The sequence below is a fragment of the Isoptericola chiayiensis genome (genome assembly GCF_013149805.1).
Classification (GTDB): domain Bacteria; phylum Actinomycetota; class Actinomycetes; order Actinomycetales; family Cellulomonadaceae; genus Isoptericola; species Isoptericola chiayiensis.
This window is the reverse complement of sequence record NZ_JABEZT010000002.1, coordinates 607,099-625,261: the sequence shown is the minus strand read 5'-3', so window position 1 is coordinate 625,261 and position 18,163 is coordinate 607,099. Positions and strand designations below refer to the sequence as shown.

Below are 18,163 nucleotides of genomic sequence, written 5' to 3'. Positions count from 1 at the left end.
CCTTCGATGACCGTCCTGCAAGAACCCCGCACCGAGTCCCACGCCCGCCGCTACGGGGCCGGCTTCCTCGTCAAGCTCGCCCTCATGGCCGTCGTCGACGCGTTCGGCGTCTACGTCCTCTGGGCCGCGTGGGTGGCCGAGTCCTGGATCATCCTCGGCGCGATGCTCGCCATGCTGGTGGTCGTCAACTGGGTGTACTTCTCCCGGCGCGCCGTCCCCCTGAAGTACGTGGTGCCCGGACTGGTCTTCCTGTTCACGTTCCAGATCTTCACGATCGGGTACACCGGCTGGGTCGCCTTCACGAACTACGGCGACGGCCACAACTCCACCAAGGAGGACGCGGTCACCGCCCTGCTCGCGCAGAACGAGCGCCGGGTGGAGGGCTCGCCCGCCCTGCCCCTGACCGTCGTGAGCGACGGCGACGAGCTGGGCTTCGTCGTCGTGCAGCCCGACGGGACGACGGCGGCCGGCGACGCCGAGCAGCCGCTCGAGCCCGTCGAGGCCACCGTCGCCGACGGGACGGTCACCGCCGTCGACGGGTGGGAGGTGCTGGACCGTCAGCAGATCATCGCCCGCCAGGGCGAGGTGACCGACCTGCGGGTGCCGGTCTCCGACGACCCCAACAACGGGTCGGTGCGCACGCAGGACGCCCGCACCGGGTACGTCTACCTGCCCACGCTCGTCTACGACGACGGCGCCGACACCATGACGGACACCGTCACCGGCACGGTCTACACCCCGAACGACGACGGGCAGTTCGAGGCCGCGGACGGCAGCACGCTGGACGTCGGATGGCGCGTGTTCGTCGGCCTCGACAACTTCACCACCGCGTTCTCCGACTCGCGCTACGCCGGCCCCTTCTTCCAGATCGTGGCGTGGACGTTCGTGTTCGCGTTCGCCTCGGTGGCCACCACGTTCCTGCTCGGCATGTTCCTCGCGACGGTGTTTAACTCCCCGATCCGCGGGCGCAAGATCTACCGGACGCTGCTGATCCTGCCGTACGCGATCCCCGGCTTCGTGGCGCCGCTGCTGTGGTCGGGCCTGCTCAACCGCAGCTTCGGGTTCGTCAACCAGGTGCTGCTCGGCGGCGCGGCCGTGCCGTGGCTCACCGACCCCTGGCTGGCGAAGCTGTCGATCATCGGCGTGAACCTGTGGCTCGGCTTCCCGTACATGTTCCTCATCTGCACCGGCGCGCTGCAGTCGCTGCCGAGCGACGTGCTGGAGGCCGCCAAGATCGACGGGGCGGGCCGCCTGCGCACCTGGAGCTCGGTGACGATGCCGCTGCTGCTGGTCTCGACGACGCCGCTGCTCATCTCGAGCTTCGCGTTCAACTTCAACAACTTCGCCCTGGTGTACATGCTCACCGGCGGTGGTCCACGGTTCGAGGACGCGTCCGTGCCGCTGGGCCACACGGACATCCTCATCACGATGGTCTACTCGGTGGCCGGGCTCGACGGCACCGCGCCGAAGAACTTCGGTCTCGCCAGCGCGCTGTCCATCGTCATCTTCGTCATCATCGCGACGATCTCGGCCATCGCGTTCAAGCGGACCCGCTCGCTCGAGGAGATCAACTGACATGACCACGACCTCGATCGCTCCCGCCCCGCCCACCGCGCCGACGTCGCCGCCGCGGCGCCGGTCCACCGGCCGCTGGTTCGCCGAGAACGGCTGGCGTCACCTCGTCGGCGTCGTGTTCGTCGTGTACGCCGTCTTCCCGATCGTGTACATCCTCTCGGCGTCCCTGTCCGAGGGCGGCACCCTGACCGGGTCCAACCAGCTCTTCGACACGATCAGCACGGCCAACTACGCCGGCCTGGCCGACACGGCGTTCTGGTCGTGGGTGGTCAACTCCGTGCAGGTCGCCGTGGCCACCGCCGTGGGCACGGTGCTCATGGGTGCCGCGGCGGCCTACGCGTTCAGCCGCTTCCGCTTCACCGGGCGGCGCGCCGGCCTGACCACGCTGCTGATCATCCAGATGTTCCCGCAGATGCTGGCGTTCGTGGCGATCTTCCTGCTGCTCATCAGCCTCGGCGAGGTGGTCCCCGCGCTCGGGCTGAACTCCAAGGTGGCGCTGATCTGCGTCTACCTCGGTGGCGCGCTCGGGGTGAACACGTTCCTGATGTACGGGTTCTTCAACACGATCCCGCGCGAGCTCGACGAGGCCGCGAAGATCGACGGCGCCACGCACGCCCAGACGTACTGGACGATCATCCTGCGCCTGGTGACCCCGATCCTCGCGGTGGTGGCGCTGCTGTCGATCATCGCGACCTTCGGCGAGTTCGTCATCGCCCGGGTGCTGCTGCAGTCGGAGTCCAACTGGACGCTGGCCGTGGGCCTGTACTCGTGGGTCTCCAGCCTGCTCGAGGCCAACTGGGGGCTGTTCGCCGCCGGAGCGGTGATCTCGACCGTGCCGATCCTGGCGCTGTTCCTGTTCCTGCAGAAGTACATCGTCGGCGGGCTGACCGCCGGCTCGGTGAAGGGCTGACGAACGTCGTCCCGGCCTGTGGCGGGCCTCACACCATGGCTCTAGCCTGGGCGCATGACCGAGACGCGCAGCTACACCCCGGACCTGGGGCGGCTCACGGACGCCGCCGACGACTCGTTCTCCGTGCGCCGCGCGTACGGCGAACCCTACGAGCACGAGGGCCAGCTCATCGTCCCCGTCGCCAAGGTGTGGGGCGGCATGAGCACCGGCTCCGTGGGCGGGACCGGCAACACGGCCGGGAGCGGGTCCGGCCAGGGCACGGGAAGCGGCAAGGGCACGGGCCACCTGGCCGGCTGGTCGCGCTCGTTCCACGTCGGCTCACCCGCCGAGGAGTCCGACGACGGCAACGGGTCCGACGCCGGGGACGCCTCCGGTGACGCGTCCGGCGAGGCCCACGGCGAGCTCCGCGGCGAGGGGTCCGGCGAGGGCGGCGGCGGGGGCGGCGGCTACGGTCTGCAGGTCAAGCCCCTGGGCGTGTTCGTCGTCGACGCCGGCGGCACGCGCTGGCAGCCCGTGCTCGACCTGAACAAGGTGATCCTCGGCGGCCAGATCGTCGGGGTCGCGATCGCGCTCGCCACCGGGTGGGCGATCGGTCGCCGTCGCTGACACGTCCTTCGGGGGCACGGTCGGCGCCGGTGGCCGCCGACCGAGAGGACAGCATGACCGACCACCTGCTCGACCAGCCGCACCACGACGGTTCCGCCCTCCACGTCCCGGCGGGGACGCCCGCGCTCGGCGACGTCGTCCCCGTGACCGTGCGTGTGCCCCGGGAATCCGGCGTCGACCGGGTCTGGGTGCGGTCGGTGCGCGACGGCGAGCCGCGGCTCGTGGAGGCGCGCGACGACGGCGGCACCGCGGCCGAACGGTGCCTCACCGCCGACGTGGTGGTCCACAACCCGGTGACGCCGTACCGGTTCCTGCTCGACGGCCCGGGCGGGTACCGGTGGCTGGACGGCCGCGGCGTGCACGACCGCGAGGTGCCCGACGCCGGCAGCTTCCGCCTGACGACGCACGCCCCGGCGCCGTCGTGGCTGGGCGACGGACTCGTCTACCAGATCTTCCCCGACCGGTTCGCGCGGTCCGCCGCGGCCGCCGACCGCCCGGTGCCCGACTGGGCCGTGCCGGCCGCCTGGGACGACGAGCCCGCCGGGGCCGGTCCGCTCGCCGGCACCCAGTACTACGGCGGGGACCTCGACGGCGTCGTCGAGCACCTCGACCACCTCGTGGCGCTCGGGGTCGGCACCGTCTACCTCACCCCGGTGTTCCCGGGACGGTCCAACCACCGCTACGACGCCTCCACCTTCGCCGCCGTGGACCCGCTGCTCGGCGGCGACGAGGCGTACGCGCGCTTCACGGCCGCCGCGCACGCCCGAGGTCTGCGGGTCATGGGCGACATCACCACCAACCACACCGGCGAGGACCACGAGTGGTTCCGCCGGGCACTGGCGGACCCGACCTCGCCGGAGCACGGCATGTACGTGTGGGCGGAGTCCGGCCCCGGTAACCCGGACGTCGCGACGGCACCGGACGGCCAGGGGTACGCCTCCTGGCTGGGCTTCGGCTCGTTGCCCAAGCTCGACTGGACCGCTCCCGAGACCTGGCACCGCATGGTCACCGGCCCGGACGCGCCCATCGGACGCTACCTGCGCGAACCCTTCGGCCTGGACGGCTGGCGGGTCGACGTCGCCAACATGACCGGCCGCTGGGAGGACACCGACCGGACGCACGCCGTCGCGCGCGAGCTGCGTGCCGCCGTCGGACGTGAACGCCTCGACGGCGCGCTGATCGCCGAGCACTTCCACGACGCCACCACCGACCTGCTCGCCGGCGGCTGGCACGCCAACATGAACTACACCGGCTTCACCCGCCCCGCCTGGTCGTGGCTGGCCGAGCACGGCTCGCCGGTCGCCGCGCACGGACTGCCCGTGGCCGGTGCCCGGCGCCCCGGCGGCGCGATGGTCGCCGCGATGCGCGACTTCGACGCCGCCGTGCCCTGGTCGGTGACCGCCGCGCAGTGGAACATGCTCGGCTCCCACGACACGCCGCGCCTGCGCACCGTCGTCGGCTCCGACGCCCTGGCCGAGGTCGCGACCACCCTGCTGTTCACCTACCCGGGCAACCCCGTCGTGTTCGCGGGCGACGAGGTCGGCGCCACCGGCGACAACGGCGAGCACGCCCGCACCACCATGGCGTGGGACCAGGGCGCTCGCGGCGGCGGTCCGCGCTGGGACGCCTCCACGTTGGAGCGGTACCGCCGCCTCTCGGCGCTGCGGCGCGGTTCGGCGGCGCTGCGCGACGGCGGGATGCGCTGGGCCGTGGTGGACGACGACGCCGTGGTGTTCCTGCGCGAGTCGCCCGCCGAGCGGGTGCTCGTGGTCCTCGCCCGGGCACCCTGGTCCGGTGCGGTGCTGCCGGGGTGGCTGCTCGGTGGCGACGCGGAGCCGGAGCGGCTGTACGGCGCGGTGGGTCTCGCCGTCGGCCCGGAGGGGATCGAGGTGTCGGGCGACGGACCCGCGGTCGGGGTCTTCCGCCTCGCCTGACCGCCCCCTCCCTGTGGCCGACGGCTAGGAAATGTTGCACTCCGGGCGTCGTACTGCAACGTTCCCTAGCCGTCGGCGGCGGTGTGGGGCATCGTGGTGACCGTTGCTGACCGGACCCGACCCGGGACGACGGACGGAGGAACCATGCACGGCATCGCGGTGCTGCAGGACCTGTACGGCCGGATCTCGCCCACGGTCCACCGCGCGGTGGACGGGCTGCCCGCCTCGGCCCTGACCGAGCGGCTCGACCCGGCCGCGAACACGATCGCCTGGCTGACGTGGCACATCGGCCGCGACCAGGACGTCCAGGTCGCCGCCGCCGTCGGCCGCGACCAGGTGTACTCGCGCGGCTGGGCCGAGAGGTTCGACCTGCCCTTCGGCCTGCAGGACACGGGCTACGGGCACACGCCCGACGACGTGGCGACGGTCCGCGCACCGGCCGAGCTGCTGCTCGGCTACGTGGACGAGGTCGCCGCCGAGTCGCTCGACGTGCTCGCCGGACTCGCCGACGCCGACCTCGACGAGGTGGTCGACGACGCCTGGGACCCGCCCGTCACCCGCGGCGCCCGGCTCGTGAGCGTCGCGAACGACTCGCTGGAGCACGCCGCCCAGATCGCCTACCTGCGCGGCGTCCTGGAGCGCACCGGTCGGGCGTAGGCGGCGGCGGGTGCGTAGGTCACTGCGCCGCGACGAACGTCACCAGACCCGCGAGCACGGCGAGCGCGCCCAGGCGCCACCACCACCCGGGTATCGCCAGCGCGGCGACGGCCCCGGCGGCGACTCCCGTCAGCACAGCGAGGAGGTGTGCGTCGTCCGCCGCCGGATGGCCACCCGAGAGCAGGATGGCGCCGGTGAACGACGCGACCACCGGACCCATGACCCCGAGATGGGGTCCTGCCGGCCCGCGAGTCGTCATGACCGCCTTGCAGATCCAGGCGCCGAAGAACAACGGGACCAGGACCAGGAGGTACGTCAGGTAGCCGGCGACGAAACTCCCGGCGACGTACACCCAGGCGCAGAATCCCAGTGTCACGATCGTGGTGACCACGACGGTGAGCACGGCGGCCACGTCACCCCGGAACCGGGACGCGGCGGCCAGACGTTCGGGGTCGGGTGGTGTCGAAGCGTCCACGATGCTCCTCGTCGTCGGCTGCGAGCGACCCTAGCGGTCGAGGACGGCGGCGCACCGGTCGGGCGTAGGCCGACGGGCGTGTGGGAGCATCGACGCGTGGCCACCGAGCAGATCGCCGTCATCTCCGACGTCCACGGCAACCTCACCGCCCTCGAGGCGGTGCTGGCCGACATCGGCTCCCGCGGCATCACCCGCATCGTCAACCTCGGCGACGACGTCGGCAAGGGCCCCCGCGGCGGCGCCGTCGTCGACCGCACCGAACAGGTCTGCGAGGTCAACGTCCGCGGCAACTGGGACGACTTCCTGCCCGCGATCGCCGACGACGGCGCCCCCGAGATGGTGTGGTGGCGCGACGAGCTGCGCCCCGACCAGCGCGAGACGATCCGCCGTCGTCCCCTGTGCCACGACCTCCTCGTGTCGGGCCGGCGCATCCGGCTGTTCCACGCCTCCGCCACGAGCGTGCACCACCGCGTGCACTTCCACCACACGCCCGAGGAGTTCGCGGGCATGTTCGCCGCCACCGAGCTGACCGGACCCGGACCGGAGCCGCACCTGGTCGGCTACGGCGACGTCCACGACGCCTACGTCGAGACGCACCGCGGCCGCACGCTCTTCAACGTCGGCAGCGTCGGCAACCCGCTCGACGAACCCACGCCCAGCTACGCGATCCTGTCCGGCACGGCCGGCGCGACGCCCGCGCCGTTCGGGCTGCAGCTCGTGCGGGTGCCCTACGACGTCGACACCGAGCTCGCCGTCGCCCGCGCCCTGGACATGCCGCAGTACGAGCCGTGGGAACGCGAGCTGCGCACCGGCGTCTACCGCGCGCTGCAGGATGCCTGACCTGCAGCGCCCGCCTCGGTAGGCTGCCCCTCGTGCACACGTTCTCGCAGGACGCGTTCGACCCCTCGGTGGTCGGGACGGGCCCGCGGCCTGCCCCCGGCGAGGAGGGCACGACGTCGTACACCGACGCCGACACCGAACGCTGGGCCGCCGAACCCCCCAAGTCCAAGCACCGCACCCCGTTCGAGCGGGACCGTGCCCGCGTCGTGCACTCCTCGGGGCTGCGCCGCCTCGGCGCCAAGACGCAGGTGCTCACCCCCGGCAGCGACGACTTCGTGCGCACCCGCCTCACGCACTCCCTCGAGGTGGCCCAGGTGGGCCGCGAGATGGGACGTGCGCTCGGCTGCGACCCCGACCTGGTCGACACCGCCTGCCTCACCCACGACCTCGGCCACCCGCCGTTCGGGCACAACGGCGAACGGGCGCTCGCGGACCTGGCGGCGGACATCGGCGGGTTCGAGGGCAACGCCCAGACGCTGCGGCTGCTGACCCGGCTCGAGCCCAAGATCGTGGCGGACGACGGCGCCTCGCGCGGCCTGAACCTCACGCGCGCGTCCCTGGACGCCAGCGTGAAGTACCCGTGGCGCCTGGGCGAGGGTCCCGAGCGTCCCGACGGCGGCACCACGCACAAGTTCGGCGTCTACCCGGACGATGCCGAGGTGTTCGCCTGGCTGCGTCAGGGAGCGCCGCGCGGGGGAGTGCGGTGCATGGAGGCGCAGGTCATGGACCTGGCCGACGACATCAGCTACTCGGTGCACGACGTCGAGGACGCCGTCGTCGGGGGACGCCTCGACCTGCGGGTGCTCGACGACGAGTCCGAACGTGCGCGCATCACCGAGTACGTGCGCGCCTGGTACGGCGACTGGAACGACGCCGACGCCCTCGACGCCGCGCTGTGCCGGCTGCGGGACACGGGCTACCTGGTGACCGACTTCGACGGGTCGCGGGCCTCGCTGGCCGCGCTGAAGGACGCGACCAGCCAGCTCATCGGCCGGTTCAGCGGGGCGGCGCAGCGGGCCACGCGCGAGGTCTACGGCGAGGGCCCGCTGACCCGGTACACGGCGCGGCTCGTGGTGCCGCCGGAGACGGCCGACGAGATCCTCGCGCTCAAGGGCGTGGCCGTCACCTACGTCATGGCTCCGCGGGAGTCCGAGCCGCTGTACGGCGCGCAGCGCGAGATCGTCACCGAGCTGGTCGAGGTGCTGTGCGACCGGGCGCCCGTGGCGCTGGAGGCGCAGTTCGCGGCCGACTGGCACGCGGCGCCCGACGACGGGGCCCGGCTGCGCGTCGTCGTCGACCAGGTGGCCTCGTTGACGGACGTCTCGGCGATGCAGCTGCACGCCCGCCTGGTGCGCGGCGACGCCTGACATGCCCACAACATCGCAGGTCCGCAGGGCATAGACTCGCGCCCGTGGCAGGCCTGATCAAGCGCGAGGACGTGGACGCGGTCCGCGAACGCGCGCGGATCGAGGAGATCGTCGGCGCGCACGTCACCCTCAAGACCGCCGGTGTCGGGTCGCTCAAGGGCCTGTGCCCGTTCCACGACGAGCGCACCCCCTCGTTCCACGTCCGGCCCGGCGTCGGACGCTGGCACTGCTTCGGCTGCGGCGAGGGCGGGGACGTCATCTCGTTCGTGCAGAAGATCGACGGGATGGGGTTCACGGACGCCGTCGAGTACCTCGCCGACCGGGCCGGCGTGCAGCTGCGCTACGAGGACTCGCGCACCGGTGCGGCCGCCCAGCGTGGCCCGCGTGAGGAGCCCGGTCGCCGCCAGCGCCTCCTCGAGGCGCACCGCGTGGCCGCCCAGTTCTACGCCGAGCAGCTCTTCGCGCCCGGCGCGCAGGCCGCCCGGGCGTTTCTCGCCGAGCGCAGCTTCGAGCGGGCCGACGCCGAGACGTTCGGCCTCGGGTACGCCCCGACCGGGTGGGACGCGCTGCTGCGCCACCTGCAGGGCCGCGGGTTCACCCAGCCCGAGCTCGTCGCCTCGGGACTGGTCAGCCAGGGCCAGCGCGGCATCTACGACCGGTTCCGCGGCCGGCTCGTCTGGCCGATCCGGGACGTGACCGGCGCCGTCATCGGGTTCGGGGCGCGCAAGCTCTTCGACGACGACCCCGGCCCCAAGTACCTCAACACGCCGGAGACCAGCCTCTACAAGAAGGCGCAGGTCCTGTACGGGATCGACCTGGCCAAGCGCGCGATCGCGCAGAACAAGCGGGTCGTCATCGTCGAGGGGTACACCGACGTCATGGCGGCGCACCTGTCCGGCGTGGACGTCGCGGTCGCCACCTGCGGCACCGCGTTCGGCGCCGAGCACGCCAAGGTGCTGCGCCGGCTGCTGGGGGACACCAACCCGGGAGGCGGGCTGCAGCTCGCCTCGGGTGCCTCGCTGGGCGGCGAGATCATCTTCACGTTCGACGGCGATGCCGCCGGGCAGCAGGCCGCCATGCGCGCCTTCGGGGAGGACCAGCGCTTCCACGCCCAGACCTTCGTGGCGGTCGAGCGCAGCGGCATGGACCCGTGCGACCTGCGCATGGCGCGCGGTCCCCAGGCGGTCAAGGCCCTCGTCGACGGCCGGGTGCCGCTCTTCGAGTTCGTCATCCGCACCACGCTGGAGACCTACGACCTGGACACCGTCGAGGGTCGCGTCAACGCGTTGCGCTCCGCCGCGCCCCTGGTCGCCGGGATCCGCGACCGTTCCATGCAGCTCGGCTACTCCCGGTCCCTGGCCCGCTGGATCGGCCTGGACCCGGAGGAGGTGCGCCGCGAGGTCGGGCGCGCCGGCAACCGACCGGCACCGGGACGACGGCGTGACGAGCGCGCCGCACCGTCCGCGCGCGACGACGGACCGCCGTCGGGCGACGACCCCGCGGCCGGGCCGGTGCTCACCGCGCCGGACCCGTCGGACCCGGTGGCGCGGATCGAACGGCTCGGTCTGGTCGTGGTGCTGCAGTACCCGCAGCACGTGCCCGACACGTTCGACGCGCTCGACGAGGACGCGTTCGCCACGCCTGCCTGGCGCGCCGTGCATGCCGCGATCCGCGCGGCCGGGGGAGTGTCCACCGGCCGCGGGCTCGGGGCCGGCCGCTGGGTCGAGGCGGTCGTCACCGAGGCCGGCGACGCCGTCGCCCCGCTCGTCACCCAGCTGTCGGTGGCCCCGGTACCCGAGGACCGCGAGAACGTCATCGCCGCCTACGTGGCCGACGTCGTGCGCAAGGTCGCCGACCTGGGGCTCACCCGCCGCATCGCGGACGCCAAGAGTCGCGTGCAACGGCTCGACCCGGCGTCGGACCCGGACGGCTACCAGGCCGCGTTCGAACGGCTGCTGTCGATCGAGGCGGAACGGCGCCGGCTGCGCGAGAGCGCCTGACCGGCCATGCGGCACCGCGTCCTCGGCTCAGGTCGCGGTGCGCGCCCCTCGGCGGGAGCATGGGTGCTCCGAACGACGAAGGAGCATCGATGGCTGACAGCAAGAACGTGCCCTCCTACACGGTCCCGTCCCTGAGCAACGAGGACGGAGCCAAGGTCGCCGCGATCCTGCAGGAGCGACTCAACGCGCTCACCGACCTGCACCTGACGCTCAAGCACGTGCACTGGAACGTGGTGGGCCCGCACTTCATCGCGGTCCACGAGATGCTCGACCCGCAGGTGGACGCGGTGCGCCTCATGGCCGACGACGTCGCCGAACGCATCGCGACCCTCGGCGGCGAGCCGCTCGGCACCCCGGGTGCCCTGGTGGCGCAGCGGACCTGGGACGACTACCACCTGGGGCGCGCGACGACGATCGAGCACCTCGGCGCGCTCGACGAGGTCTACCGGGGCGTGATCTCCGACCACCGGGCCGCCGCCGACACCACGGCCGAGCTGGACGACGTCACCAACGACCTGCTCATCGGCAACCTGCGGGAGCTCGAGCAGTTCCACTGGTTCGTGCGGGCGCACCTGGAGACCGCCGGCGGTGAGCTGTCGACGTCGGGCGAGCGTTCCGAGCTGGGTGCCGCGCGGGCGGCTCGCGAGGGCGAGCACCAGGGCTGAGCGTCCCGGCACGCACTCGCGTACGGCGAAGGGCCCCTGACCTGGTGGTCAGGGGCCCTTCGTGATGCTCCCGCGACTGGACTTGAACCAGTGACCGTCCGATTAACAGTCGGATGCTCTGCCAGCTGAGCTACGCGGGATCGTGGCTGCTCACCCTGCTGGGCGGCGAACCGGTGAAAACCATACCAGGTTCACCGGGGTAGTCCGCACGCCCCGCGGACCTTCTCCTCCGTGGCGTCCACCACTCTCGCGACGTCCGGGAGGGTCAGGTCGACGCCGTCGTCGGAGATCGCCTGCGAGTACATGGTCCCGTCCAGGCGACGACGGACCGCGACGCGGACCTGACCGCCGGGGACGTCGACGGTCTCGGCGAGCACCACCGACCACACGACCCGTTCGCGCAGCGCCGACGGGAAGCTCGTGCGTCCCGGGTCGGAGAGGCGCAGCCGCAGGTCCGGCGCGCCGTCGACCCACTCGACGGTCAGCTCGGAGCGGGCCGGGTCGAACGCCGCCCGGTCCACGTCGCCCCAGGGGCGACGCGACAGCAGCCGGGTGCCGTCGTCGTGCCCCGACACGACCGCGAGGTCCGCCGTGGTGGCCACGACCCAGCCGCCGTCGGCGAGCTCCGCGCCTGCCAGCAGGCGTTCCCGGCCGGTCACGGGCACCGCGGCGCGGGCGGGGGACGGGAGCTGGCGACGTCGGAGCATGCGCCCACCGTAGCCGCCGCGCCGTGGCCCGCCGACCGTCCCGGCGGGCATGATGGGGGACATGGCACCCGAGCACTCCGGCGACCCGTCGGCCCCCGGCCTCGTCGAGCACACCGAGCACCACCGGGACGGCAGCGTGTGCGCCACGGGGCAGTTCCTCGACGGCGAGCTGCACGGGTACTGGGAGTGGTTCCGCACCGACGGCACCCGCAAGCGCTCCGGGCACTTCGACCGCGGGCGCCGGGTCGGCGAGTGGATCACGTACGACCGCGGCGGCATCGTCTACAAGGTGACGAACGTGCAGGACTGAGCGTTGCGGATGCGCCGGCACGATCACCCTCGTATCGTCGATTGCCCCGTACAAGGAGGCATCTGATGAGCATCGGTGACAAGGCCAAGCACGCTGCGGAAGAGGCCATCGGCAAGGCCAAGGAGGGCCTCGGCAAGGCGTCGGACGACGAGGGCATGGAGGCCGAGGGGCGCGGCGAGCAGTCGCAGGCGAACCTCAAGCAGGCCGGCGACGACGTCAAGGACGCCTTCAGGAAGTAGCGGCCGATCGATGACGGGGGCGGGCGCCGGACGGTGCCCGCCCTTCGTCGTTCTCAGTGCGCCCGGGAGACCAGGGCGTCCGTGGGGAACCCTGCCACGATGTAGTTCCAGACCGCCTTGGCCTCCTCGAGGACGAACTTCGGTTGCTGCTCGAGGAAGAGCAGGGAGGGGATGGTCCACCAGCGGATCGCCTCGGTCCCGGCGTCGGGGTTGGCGGTGTACATGATGCGGTGGTAGCCGTCCACGTGCGTGAGGCCGAAGTAGTGTCCGAGCTCGTGGGCGAGGACGTACTCGTAGATGAGGTCGGGCACCCGGTCGCGCACCGACACCCCTGACGTCCAGCTCCCCGGGAACGGCATCCCGTCGACACCGACCGCATCGTCGAGGTGCGCGCTCAGGCCGATGAGCGTGCCCCCGTAACCGAAGACCGTGCCTGCGTGCGGGACGGGCAGGTCCGCGCGGGCGCCGACGGGATCGACCCGTTCGTCGGTGCGCCCGAGCACGTCGACGTCGTAGGCGTCCTGGGTCGTGGTGAGCACTACGTGGGCCGGGTCCGTCACCTCCCGCTCGTCGAGCTCGAAGCGGTAGATCAGGCCCAGCTCACGGGATCGCTCGGCGCAGACCGCGGTCTTGTGACGCAGAGTGCGTTCGCTCATCGGGTAGATCCGGAAGCTGCGTCCGCCGCGGTCGCGCAGGTAGGCGTCCACCTGGGTCTCGTCGGCACCGACCACTTCGGGGCGGCCGCGCCGCCAGAAGCTCTCGCTGTCGTAGCCGGCCAGCACCCGGACGTCGATCGGGAGGTCGGGGTCCTCGTGCCAGCGCACCAGCTCCGGGACGCTGCGATCGGGGTCGGTCCGTTCCGACCGGACGAACGTGCGGGTGGCACGGCCCAGGAGCCGCAGGCCGAACGCGCCGTGGTCCACGCCGATCGCGCGCAGTGCTGCGGCCAGGGACTCCGGGTCGCGGGCGAACCGGCGTGCCAGCAGGCCCCGGACGTGGTCGCGCAGCCGGGACTCCTGGACCTCCTCACGCACGAAGTCGACCGTGTCGAGCAGCAACCCGACGCGCAGCAGGCCGAGCACAGCCACGATCACCCCGCCGACGATCGACACCAGGCCGTCCCAGACCCGTTCCCAGTCCCAGGTGAAGATCCCGGCGATGACGTCCCACAGGCCCACGGCGAGGGCGACGATCAGGTTGACGAGGATCGAGACGACGACGCACACCGTCCGGGTCACCCAGCGGCCCACCGTCACCACGACCTAGCGCACGACCTTGACGACGACGGTCACGAGCCAGCACACGAGCTTGTTGAGGCAGAGCATCCACCACTTGCACTTCTCTTCGCGACAGCGTTCCTCCTGCCTCTCCTCCCACTCCTCTACCGGTCGGGAGACCTGCTCCTCGATCCACTCGTCGATGTCACGGCAGATCTCCGCCATGGGACTCACCTCGATCGGTTCGCGCGGCGAGGACGCGCCGCAGCTCGATGCGTAGGCGCGCTCGGCTCGCGGCCAGCCCTGCGAGCTTGCCGACGACGGCGGCCGCCAGGGCGAGCGGTACGGACACGGCTGGTCCGGGACCGGCGGCGCCCACGACGGCGGGACCGGCCCAGAGGGTGGCGACGGCGAGGACGAGCGACAGCTCACCCCACCGGCACCCGCAGTCGTTGGTGGCCCGGCGGATCCGCCGGGCCGACTCGAGTGCCTGCTGAGGGCCGATCCCCGGGAGCCGGACGTGCACCTCGTCGAGACGCTCGCGACCGAGCCACGTGGCGCGCTCCAGTGCTGCGACGACGGCGATGTCGCCGTCGAGGACGAGGACGGAGCGGTCTGTGCCCATGCTGGAGGGAGCCGTGCCGCGGCGATGGTGATACAGGGGGTGCCGGTGCCCCGTGCAGGACTTGAACCCGCGACCGAGAGATTATGAGTCTCCTGCTCTGACCGACTGAGCTAACGGGGCGCGGCCGTGAGCCTACCGGAACCGCAGGTGTGGAGCGGTTGTGACGTCCGCCGTGGGACCTGCTGCCGGGGCGCTGGTCAGGGCGACGACGTGGAAGAATGCCAGCCATGGCGATGCGAGAGATCCGGGTGGTGCCCGACCCCGTGCTGCGCACGGCGTGCGACGAGATCACGACGATCGACGACCGCGTGCGGTCGCTGGTGACGGACCTGCTCGAGACCGTCGACGACGAGGGTCGTGCGGGCCTGGCCGCCAATCAGATCGGCGTCAACCTGCGGGCGTTCTCGTGGAACATCGAGGACGAGATCGGTTACGTGCTCAATCCTCGCCTGGTCGACGTGTCCGAGGAGCTGCAGGACGGCGACGAGGGCTGCCTGTCCGTGCCGGGACTCTTCTACCCGACGACGCGCGCCTGGTACGCCCGCGTCGAGGGCATCGACCTGGACGGCAACCCTGTCGTGGTCGAGGGCACGGACCTCATGGCGCGTTGCCTGCAGCACGAGTGCGACCACCTGGACGGCAAGCTCTACCTCGACCGGCTGGAGCGGGCGACGCGCAAGAAGGCGATGCGGGAGCTGCGCGAACGCCTCTGAGATGTCTCAAATGTGCAAATCCCTCTCGCGCGCGTCGCCGAGGTGCGAAAAGATGTGAGCCACGACGCAAGGCGACACGCCGCAGCGACGCTCTGACCAGTGAGTTCGCTCGATTTCGAGGACGTAGGGGAAGACGGCCCTCGGAACCAGGGAGGACATCATGGCCGGTGCGATCACCCGCGGTGTGCTGCTCGTGCACTCTGCGCCCCGTGCGCTGTGCCCCCATCTCGAGTGGGCGGCGGGCAACGTGCTGGGCGGGGACGTGTCGTTGGACTGGACGCCCCAGCCCGCTGCGCGCGGTCTCTACCGTGCGGAGTACCCGTGGCAGGGCGCCCAGGGCACCGGCGCGCGCCTCGCCTCGGCGCTGCGCGGCTGGGACCACCTGCGCTACGAGGTCACCGAGGACGCCAGCCACGGCGCCGACGGCGCCCGCTGGTCCCACACTCCCGAGCTCGGCATCTTCCACGCCATGACGGACGTCCACGGCAACGTGGTCGTCCCCGAGGACCGGGTGCGTGCCGCCATGGAGGGAGCGCGGGACCCGCTCGCCCTGCGCGAAGCCATGGACCTCGCCCTCGGCAGCGCGTGGGACGACGAGCTCGAGCCGTTCCGCTACGCCGGCGCCGGCGCGCCGGTGCGCTGGCTGCACCGCGTCGGGTAGGTCCCTCAGTCCCGCAACGATGTCTGGTAGGAGCGACTGTCGCTCCGAGCCGATCGTCGAACACCGTCCTGACCCGCTCCACGCACCGGCCGGGCGCGACGGCTCGCTGCTCGACGGAGGCGTCGTTGGACGGCTTCGAAGGTGCTGTCGCGGACGAACAGGCAGTCTCCTGCCATGATGAACAAGGAGAAGAAGGGCAGGCCCATCACGACGGCGATCCCGACGTGCATCGACAGCACGCCGGAGATCGCGATGAGCCGAGTCCAGCGCTGCAGCAGCATCAGAGGGAAGAAGAGCTGGATGAAGACCGAGAAGTAGGTCACCACGGCCACCATGAACGGGTTCGCGACGAGGATGTCCGCGAGCTCGGGCCACGGTCGGTAGTGGGAGAGCTGGAGCGGATAGTAGATCGCCGTCCCGTCCTGCCAGAGCGCTCCTTGCGCCTTGTAGAGGCCTGAGGCCACGTAGATGAGGCAGATCTGCGTACCCGCCATGATCACGGCGAAGTTGTGGAGCAGCGTCCCTGCTTGTTCAGCGCGTGCGTTGAACGTGGGCGTGCCCAGCGGTCCGAACGGCCGTGGAGCGCCGTGAAGGGCTGCCTTCCTCGCGCGCCGGCGGGCGTCCAGCGACCAGCGTCCGCCCAGGTCGGCGAAGCACAGGTAGAGCAGCAGGATCCGGAAGATGTTGTCGCTCTGGTCGCCGGTCAGTGGGCTGGACTCCAGGAGGCTCACCCAGAGCACCAGGAACACGGGCGCAACCAAGCGGCTACGCCATCCGATCGTCAGCAGCACGGCGAGGCCCACGAGGAGGAGGTACCCGAGCGTCAGAGGTACTGGTGCGAGTCCTTCCGAGAACGCCGTGAAGGGGGCGGAGAAGCCGCCGTTCGACTGCAGGGGAGCGGCCCAAAGGGCGGCTTCTCCCCACAGGTACTGCCGGTTCGTGAAGTGCACGAGGAGGAAGACGAGTGCTCCGAACCCGAACGCGATGCGGACCAGCGCGGAGCCGTACGTCGCTCGCCGGTCATCAGCGACCCATGCGAGACCGCGGTCGGCCAGCTGCTGCGCCGGACGAAGCCACGCCGCGTCCTTCACTGCTGGAACCTCTCGATCGCCCGCGCGAAGCGGTCGCTGTCCTGTCTGTCGAACTCGTACATCGGCCGGCGCCCGAAGGTGTAGTACGACGGATCGTGCGACTGCTCGTCCCGGCGGATGTACGGCGTGACGCGCACTCGTGCCACTCGGAACTGGACGTAGGCCGGTTCGGTGCCGGTGGCGGTCGCACGGGCGAACTCGGTGGCGTATGCGGCCATGGTGCGGTCGTACTCGATGACCAGGTCGAGTCGAGCCTGTGACGAAGGCCCGTCGACAGCTTCGAGCGCTTCCGCCAGACGCGGCCAGGCGTCCTGGTGGTAGTGCCCGCCGAGGACTTCGAGCTCAGCGTCGGAGAGCTTGGAGAACTGGGCGTGCGCGCGCGCCGCGAGCATCCTCGTCGGCAGGCTCGCTCGGTTGGGCAGGAGATGGTGGGTGAAGTTGGCCGAGATCTCGAGGTCTGTGACGTCCACCCAGGGCGTCGGCGCCAACTCCACATCGAGTGCACGCACTTCGAGGGAGTTCGCGACGTTGATCGGGGTCGGCGCGAACAGTGACCAGTTCTGCTGGAACATCGGATCCATCGCGCGGTCCAGAGGTCCGCTGAGAGCAGTGCTGATGGCGTTGCGCGGGGCGATCCAGAGGAAGGTGGCGGCAGCGTGGACGGTCACGATCAGCGCGAGCAGGATCGCCACGAAGACGACCCACGGCGCCCTCGTACCGGACGATGTCCGACCCAATTGCCCTCCTCATGATCTCCCCCTGCAGGTCGACGGCCTGGTGCGGGCTGCCGCTCCAGGCCGTCGACGTGCAGCTCTAGCGCTCGTCGGTGCTCACTCAGTGGCCGATCGGTCGCGGCGCCTCACGACGCCGAGCGTCACCGCACCGGCACCGATCAGGAACGCGGCGAGTGCGAGCTCGACCCACAGGTCGGAGCCGGTCCGCGGAAGCATGCCGCCACCACCGGTCGTCACCGTGCCATCGGAAGTGGTGTCGTCACCAGGCGCTGGCGCCGCGGTCACGATGACGTCGAACGTCGCCACGACGGAGTCGCCGACCGGCACGCTCGTCGCTGTGCCGGTGTGGGACCCGCCCTCGAAGTCGGCAGGGACGACGAAGGTCCAGGTGACCTCACCGTCTCCGTCTGCCGTCCGGACCGGCAGGTTCAGAGGTTCCGAGTTGATGACGGCCCGCACGGCTTCACCGGGGCGGAATCCCGATGCCGAGAACTCCTGCTCATCGCCTGGTTCACGCTCCGGATAGGTGAACTGGGCCGTGAGTGTGCGGTCGTCCACCGTGACAGTGAGCGCATCGTTCGCCTCGTTGCCCTGCTCGTCCGAAGCCTCGACCGTGTAGTCACCGGGGACGGCGTCCTCCGGTACGGACACGGGCGTGGTGAATGAACCGTTCTCGTCGGTCTCCACCTCGACACTCGTAACGATGTCGCCATCCGGACCGACCAGGTCGACTGTGACCGTCTCGTCGCCAGGCCAGTCCTCACCAGTCACGGTGACTTCGTCGCCGGGCTCGGCGGTGTCGGGGTCGACGACTACGCTCGGGTCGACCTCGGTGCC

Annotated in this window: 20 protein-coding genes, 2 tRNA genes and 1 pseudogene; 13 read left to right on the top strand and 10 right to left on the bottom strand. The window is 71.4% G+C overall.

Annotation, left to right across the window (positions count from 1 at the left end; all coding sequences use genetic code 11):
• The first annotated feature begins 6 nt into the window (after positions 1 to 6).
• From HDG68_RS06010 to HDG68_RS05990, 5 genes are all read left to right on the top strand, one after another.
• Positions 7 to 1,575 carry an ABC transporter permease subunit gene (locus HDG68_RS06010; protein ID WP_172150197.1) on the top strand — a complete coding sequence of 523 codons (1,569 nt, stop codon included), beginning with the start codon at positions 7 to 9 and terminating at the stop codon, positions 1,573 to 1,575.
• A gap of 1 nt (position 1,576) precedes the next feature.
• The gene (locus HDG68_RS06005; protein WP_172150195.1) at positions 1,577 to 2,485 is read left to right on the top strand and encodes a sugar ABC transporter permease; all 909 of its coding nucleotides are present in this window, start codon (positions 1,577 to 1,579) and stop codon (positions 2,483 to 2,485) included.
• 54 nt (positions 2,486 to 2,539) lie between these two features.
• On the top strand, positions 2,540 to 3,091 hold the full coding sequence (locus HDG68_RS06000) for a hypothetical protein (RefSeq protein ID WP_172150193.1): 552 nt from the start codon (positions 2,540 to 2,542) through the stop codon (positions 3,089 to 3,091).
• A 53-nt stretch (positions 3,092 to 3,144) separates the two neighbouring features.
• Positions 3,145 to 5,025: a glycoside hydrolase family 13 protein gene (locus HDG68_RS05995; protein WP_172150191.1), complete on the top strand. Its 1,881-nt coding sequence runs from the start codon at positions 3,145 to 3,147 to the stop codon at positions 5,023 to 5,025.
• 144 nt (positions 5,026 to 5,169) lie between these two features.
• Positions 5,170 to 5,682 carry a mycothiol transferase gene (locus HDG68_RS05990; protein ID WP_172150189.1) on the top strand — a complete coding sequence of 171 codons (513 nt, stop codon included), beginning with the start codon at positions 5,170 to 5,172 and terminating at the stop codon, positions 5,680 to 5,682.
• A 19-nt stretch (positions 5,683 to 5,701) separates the two neighbouring features.
• Here HDG68_RS05990 and HDG68_RS16955 read toward each other — a convergent pair whose 3' ends face one another.
• Positions 5,702 to 6,157 carry a hypothetical protein gene (locus HDG68_RS16955; protein ID WP_246253576.1) on the bottom strand — a complete coding sequence of 152 codons (456 nt, stop codon included), beginning with the start codon at positions 6,155 to 6,157 and terminating at the stop codon, positions 5,702 to 5,704.
• 96 nt (positions 6,158 to 6,253) lie between these two features.
• Between HDG68_RS16955 and HDG68_RS16950 the strand changes: the two genes are divergently transcribed.
• The 4 genes from HDG68_RS16950 (at position 6,254) to HDG68_RS05965 (ending at position 11,029) form a co-directional block, all read left to right on the top strand.
• Positions 6,254 to 6,997 carry a metallophosphoesterase family protein gene (locus HDG68_RS16950; protein ID WP_343037448.1) on the top strand — a complete coding sequence of 248 codons (744 nt, stop codon included), beginning with the start codon at positions 6,254 to 6,256 and terminating at the stop codon, positions 6,995 to 6,997.
• Between the two features lie 68 nt (positions 6,998 to 7,065).
• Positions 7,066 to 8,364, top strand: a complete 1,299-nt coding sequence (locus tag HDG68_RS05975) for a deoxyguanosinetriphosphate triphosphohydrolase (RefSeq protein ID WP_343037454.1) — start codon at positions 7,066 to 7,068, stop codon at positions 8,362 to 8,364.
• A gap of 44 nt (positions 8,365 to 8,408) precedes the next feature.
• Positions 8,409 to 10,364, top strand: a complete 1,956-nt coding sequence (gene dnaG, locus HDG68_RS05970) for a DNA primase (RefSeq protein WP_172150182.1) — start codon at positions 8,409 to 8,411, stop codon at positions 10,362 to 10,364.
• An 89-nt stretch (positions 10,365 to 10,453) separates the two neighbouring features.
• A complete protein-coding gene (locus HDG68_RS05965) occupies positions 10,454 to 11,029 on the top strand; it encodes a Dps family protein (protein ID WP_172150180.1) in 576 nt (191 codons plus the stop codon).
• A 67-nt stretch (positions 11,030 to 11,096) separates the two neighbouring features.
• Here HDG68_RS05965 and HDG68_RS05960 read toward each other — a convergent pair.
• Positions 11,097 to 11,169, bottom strand: a tRNA-Asn gene (locus HDG68_RS05960).
• 51 nt (positions 11,170 to 11,220) lie between these two features.
• A complete protein-coding gene (locus HDG68_RS05955) occupies positions 11,221 to 11,736 on the bottom strand; it encodes a hypothetical protein (protein ID WP_172150178.1) in 516 nt (171 codons plus the stop codon).
• Between the two features lie 61 nt (positions 11,737 to 11,797).
• Between HDG68_RS05955 and HDG68_RS05950 the strand changes: the two genes are divergently transcribed.
• Positions 11,798 to 12,046, top strand: a complete 249-nt coding sequence (locus tag HDG68_RS05950) for a toxin-antitoxin system YwqK family antitoxin (protein ID WP_172150176.1) — start codon at positions 11,798 to 11,800, stop codon at positions 12,044 to 12,046.
• Positions 12,047 to 12,111: 65 nt separating this feature from the next.
• Positions 12,112 to 12,285 carry a CsbD family protein gene (locus tag HDG68_RS05945; RefSeq protein WP_172150174.1) on the top strand — a complete coding sequence of 58 codons (174 nt, stop codon included), beginning with the start codon at positions 12,112 to 12,114 and terminating at the stop codon, positions 12,283 to 12,285.
• Positions 12,286 to 12,338: 53 nt separating this feature from the next.
• Here HDG68_RS05945 and HDG68_RS05940 read toward each other — a convergent pair whose 3' ends face one another.
• The 4 genes from HDG68_RS05940 to HDG68_RS05925 form a co-directional block, all read right to left on the bottom strand.
• A complete protein-coding gene (locus HDG68_RS05940) occupies positions 12,339 to 13,523 on the bottom strand; it encodes a zinc metalloprotease (RefSeq protein WP_172150172.1) in 1,185 nt (394 codons plus the stop codon).
• Positions 13,524 to 13,547: 24 nt separating this feature from the next.
• The gene (locus HDG68_RS05935) at positions 13,548 to 13,727 is read right to left on the bottom strand and encodes a hypothetical protein (RefSeq protein WP_172150170.1); all 180 of its coding nucleotides are present in this window, start codon (positions 13,725 to 13,727) and stop codon (positions 13,548 to 13,550) included.
• The gene (locus tag HDG68_RS05930) at positions 13,708 to 14,127 is read right to left on the bottom strand and encodes a hypothetical protein (protein WP_172150168.1); all 420 of its coding nucleotides are present in this window, start codon (positions 14,125 to 14,127) and stop codon (positions 13,708 to 13,710) included. The genes HDG68_RS05935 and HDG68_RS05930 overlap by 20 nt, the downstream gene beginning before the upstream one ends.
• A 46-nt stretch (positions 14,128 to 14,173) precedes the next feature.
• Positions 14,174 to 14,247, bottom strand: a tRNA-Ile gene (locus tag HDG68_RS05925).
• 107 nt (positions 14,248 to 14,354) lie between these two features.
• Here HDG68_RS05925 and def point away from each other — a divergent pair.
• Both def and HDG68_RS05915 read left to right on the top strand, forming a co-directional pair.
• Positions 14,355 to 14,840 (top strand): peptide deformylase, encoded by a 486-nt coding sequence (def, locus tag HDG68_RS05920; protein ID WP_172150166.1) that lies wholly within the window; start codon positions 14,355 to 14,357, stop codon positions 14,838 to 14,840.
• Positions 14,841 to 15,000: 160 nt separating this feature from the next.
• Complete coding sequence (locus tag HDG68_RS05915; RefSeq protein WP_172150164.1) at positions 15,001 to 15,501, top strand: DUF3145 domain-containing protein; 501 nt, start codon at positions 15,001 to 15,003, stop codon at positions 15,499 to 15,501.
• Between the two features lie 5 nt (positions 15,502 to 15,506).
• Here the strand turns inward: HDG68_RS05915 and HDG68_RS05910 are convergent, their stop codons facing one another.
• The 3 genes and pseudogenes from HDG68_RS05910 to HDG68_RS05900 all read right to left on the bottom strand — a co-directional run.
• Positions 15,507 to 16,592 carry an HTTM domain-containing protein gene (locus tag HDG68_RS05910; protein ID WP_172150162.1) on the bottom strand — a complete coding sequence of 362 codons (1,086 nt, stop codon included), beginning with the start codon at positions 16,590 to 16,592 and terminating at the stop codon, positions 15,507 to 15,509.
• The gene (locus tag HDG68_RS05905; protein ID WP_172150160.1) at positions 16,589 to 17,284 is read right to left on the bottom strand and encodes a DUF5819 family protein; all 696 of its coding nucleotides are present in this window, start codon (positions 17,282 to 17,284) and stop codon (positions 16,589 to 16,591) included. The genes HDG68_RS05910 and HDG68_RS05905 overlap by 4 nt, the downstream gene beginning before the upstream one ends.
• A gap of 138 nt (positions 17,285 to 17,422) precedes the next feature.
• Positions 17,423 to 18,163 (bottom strand): annotated as a pseudogene (locus tag HDG68_RS05900) (MG2 domain-containing protein); the annotation flags it as partial.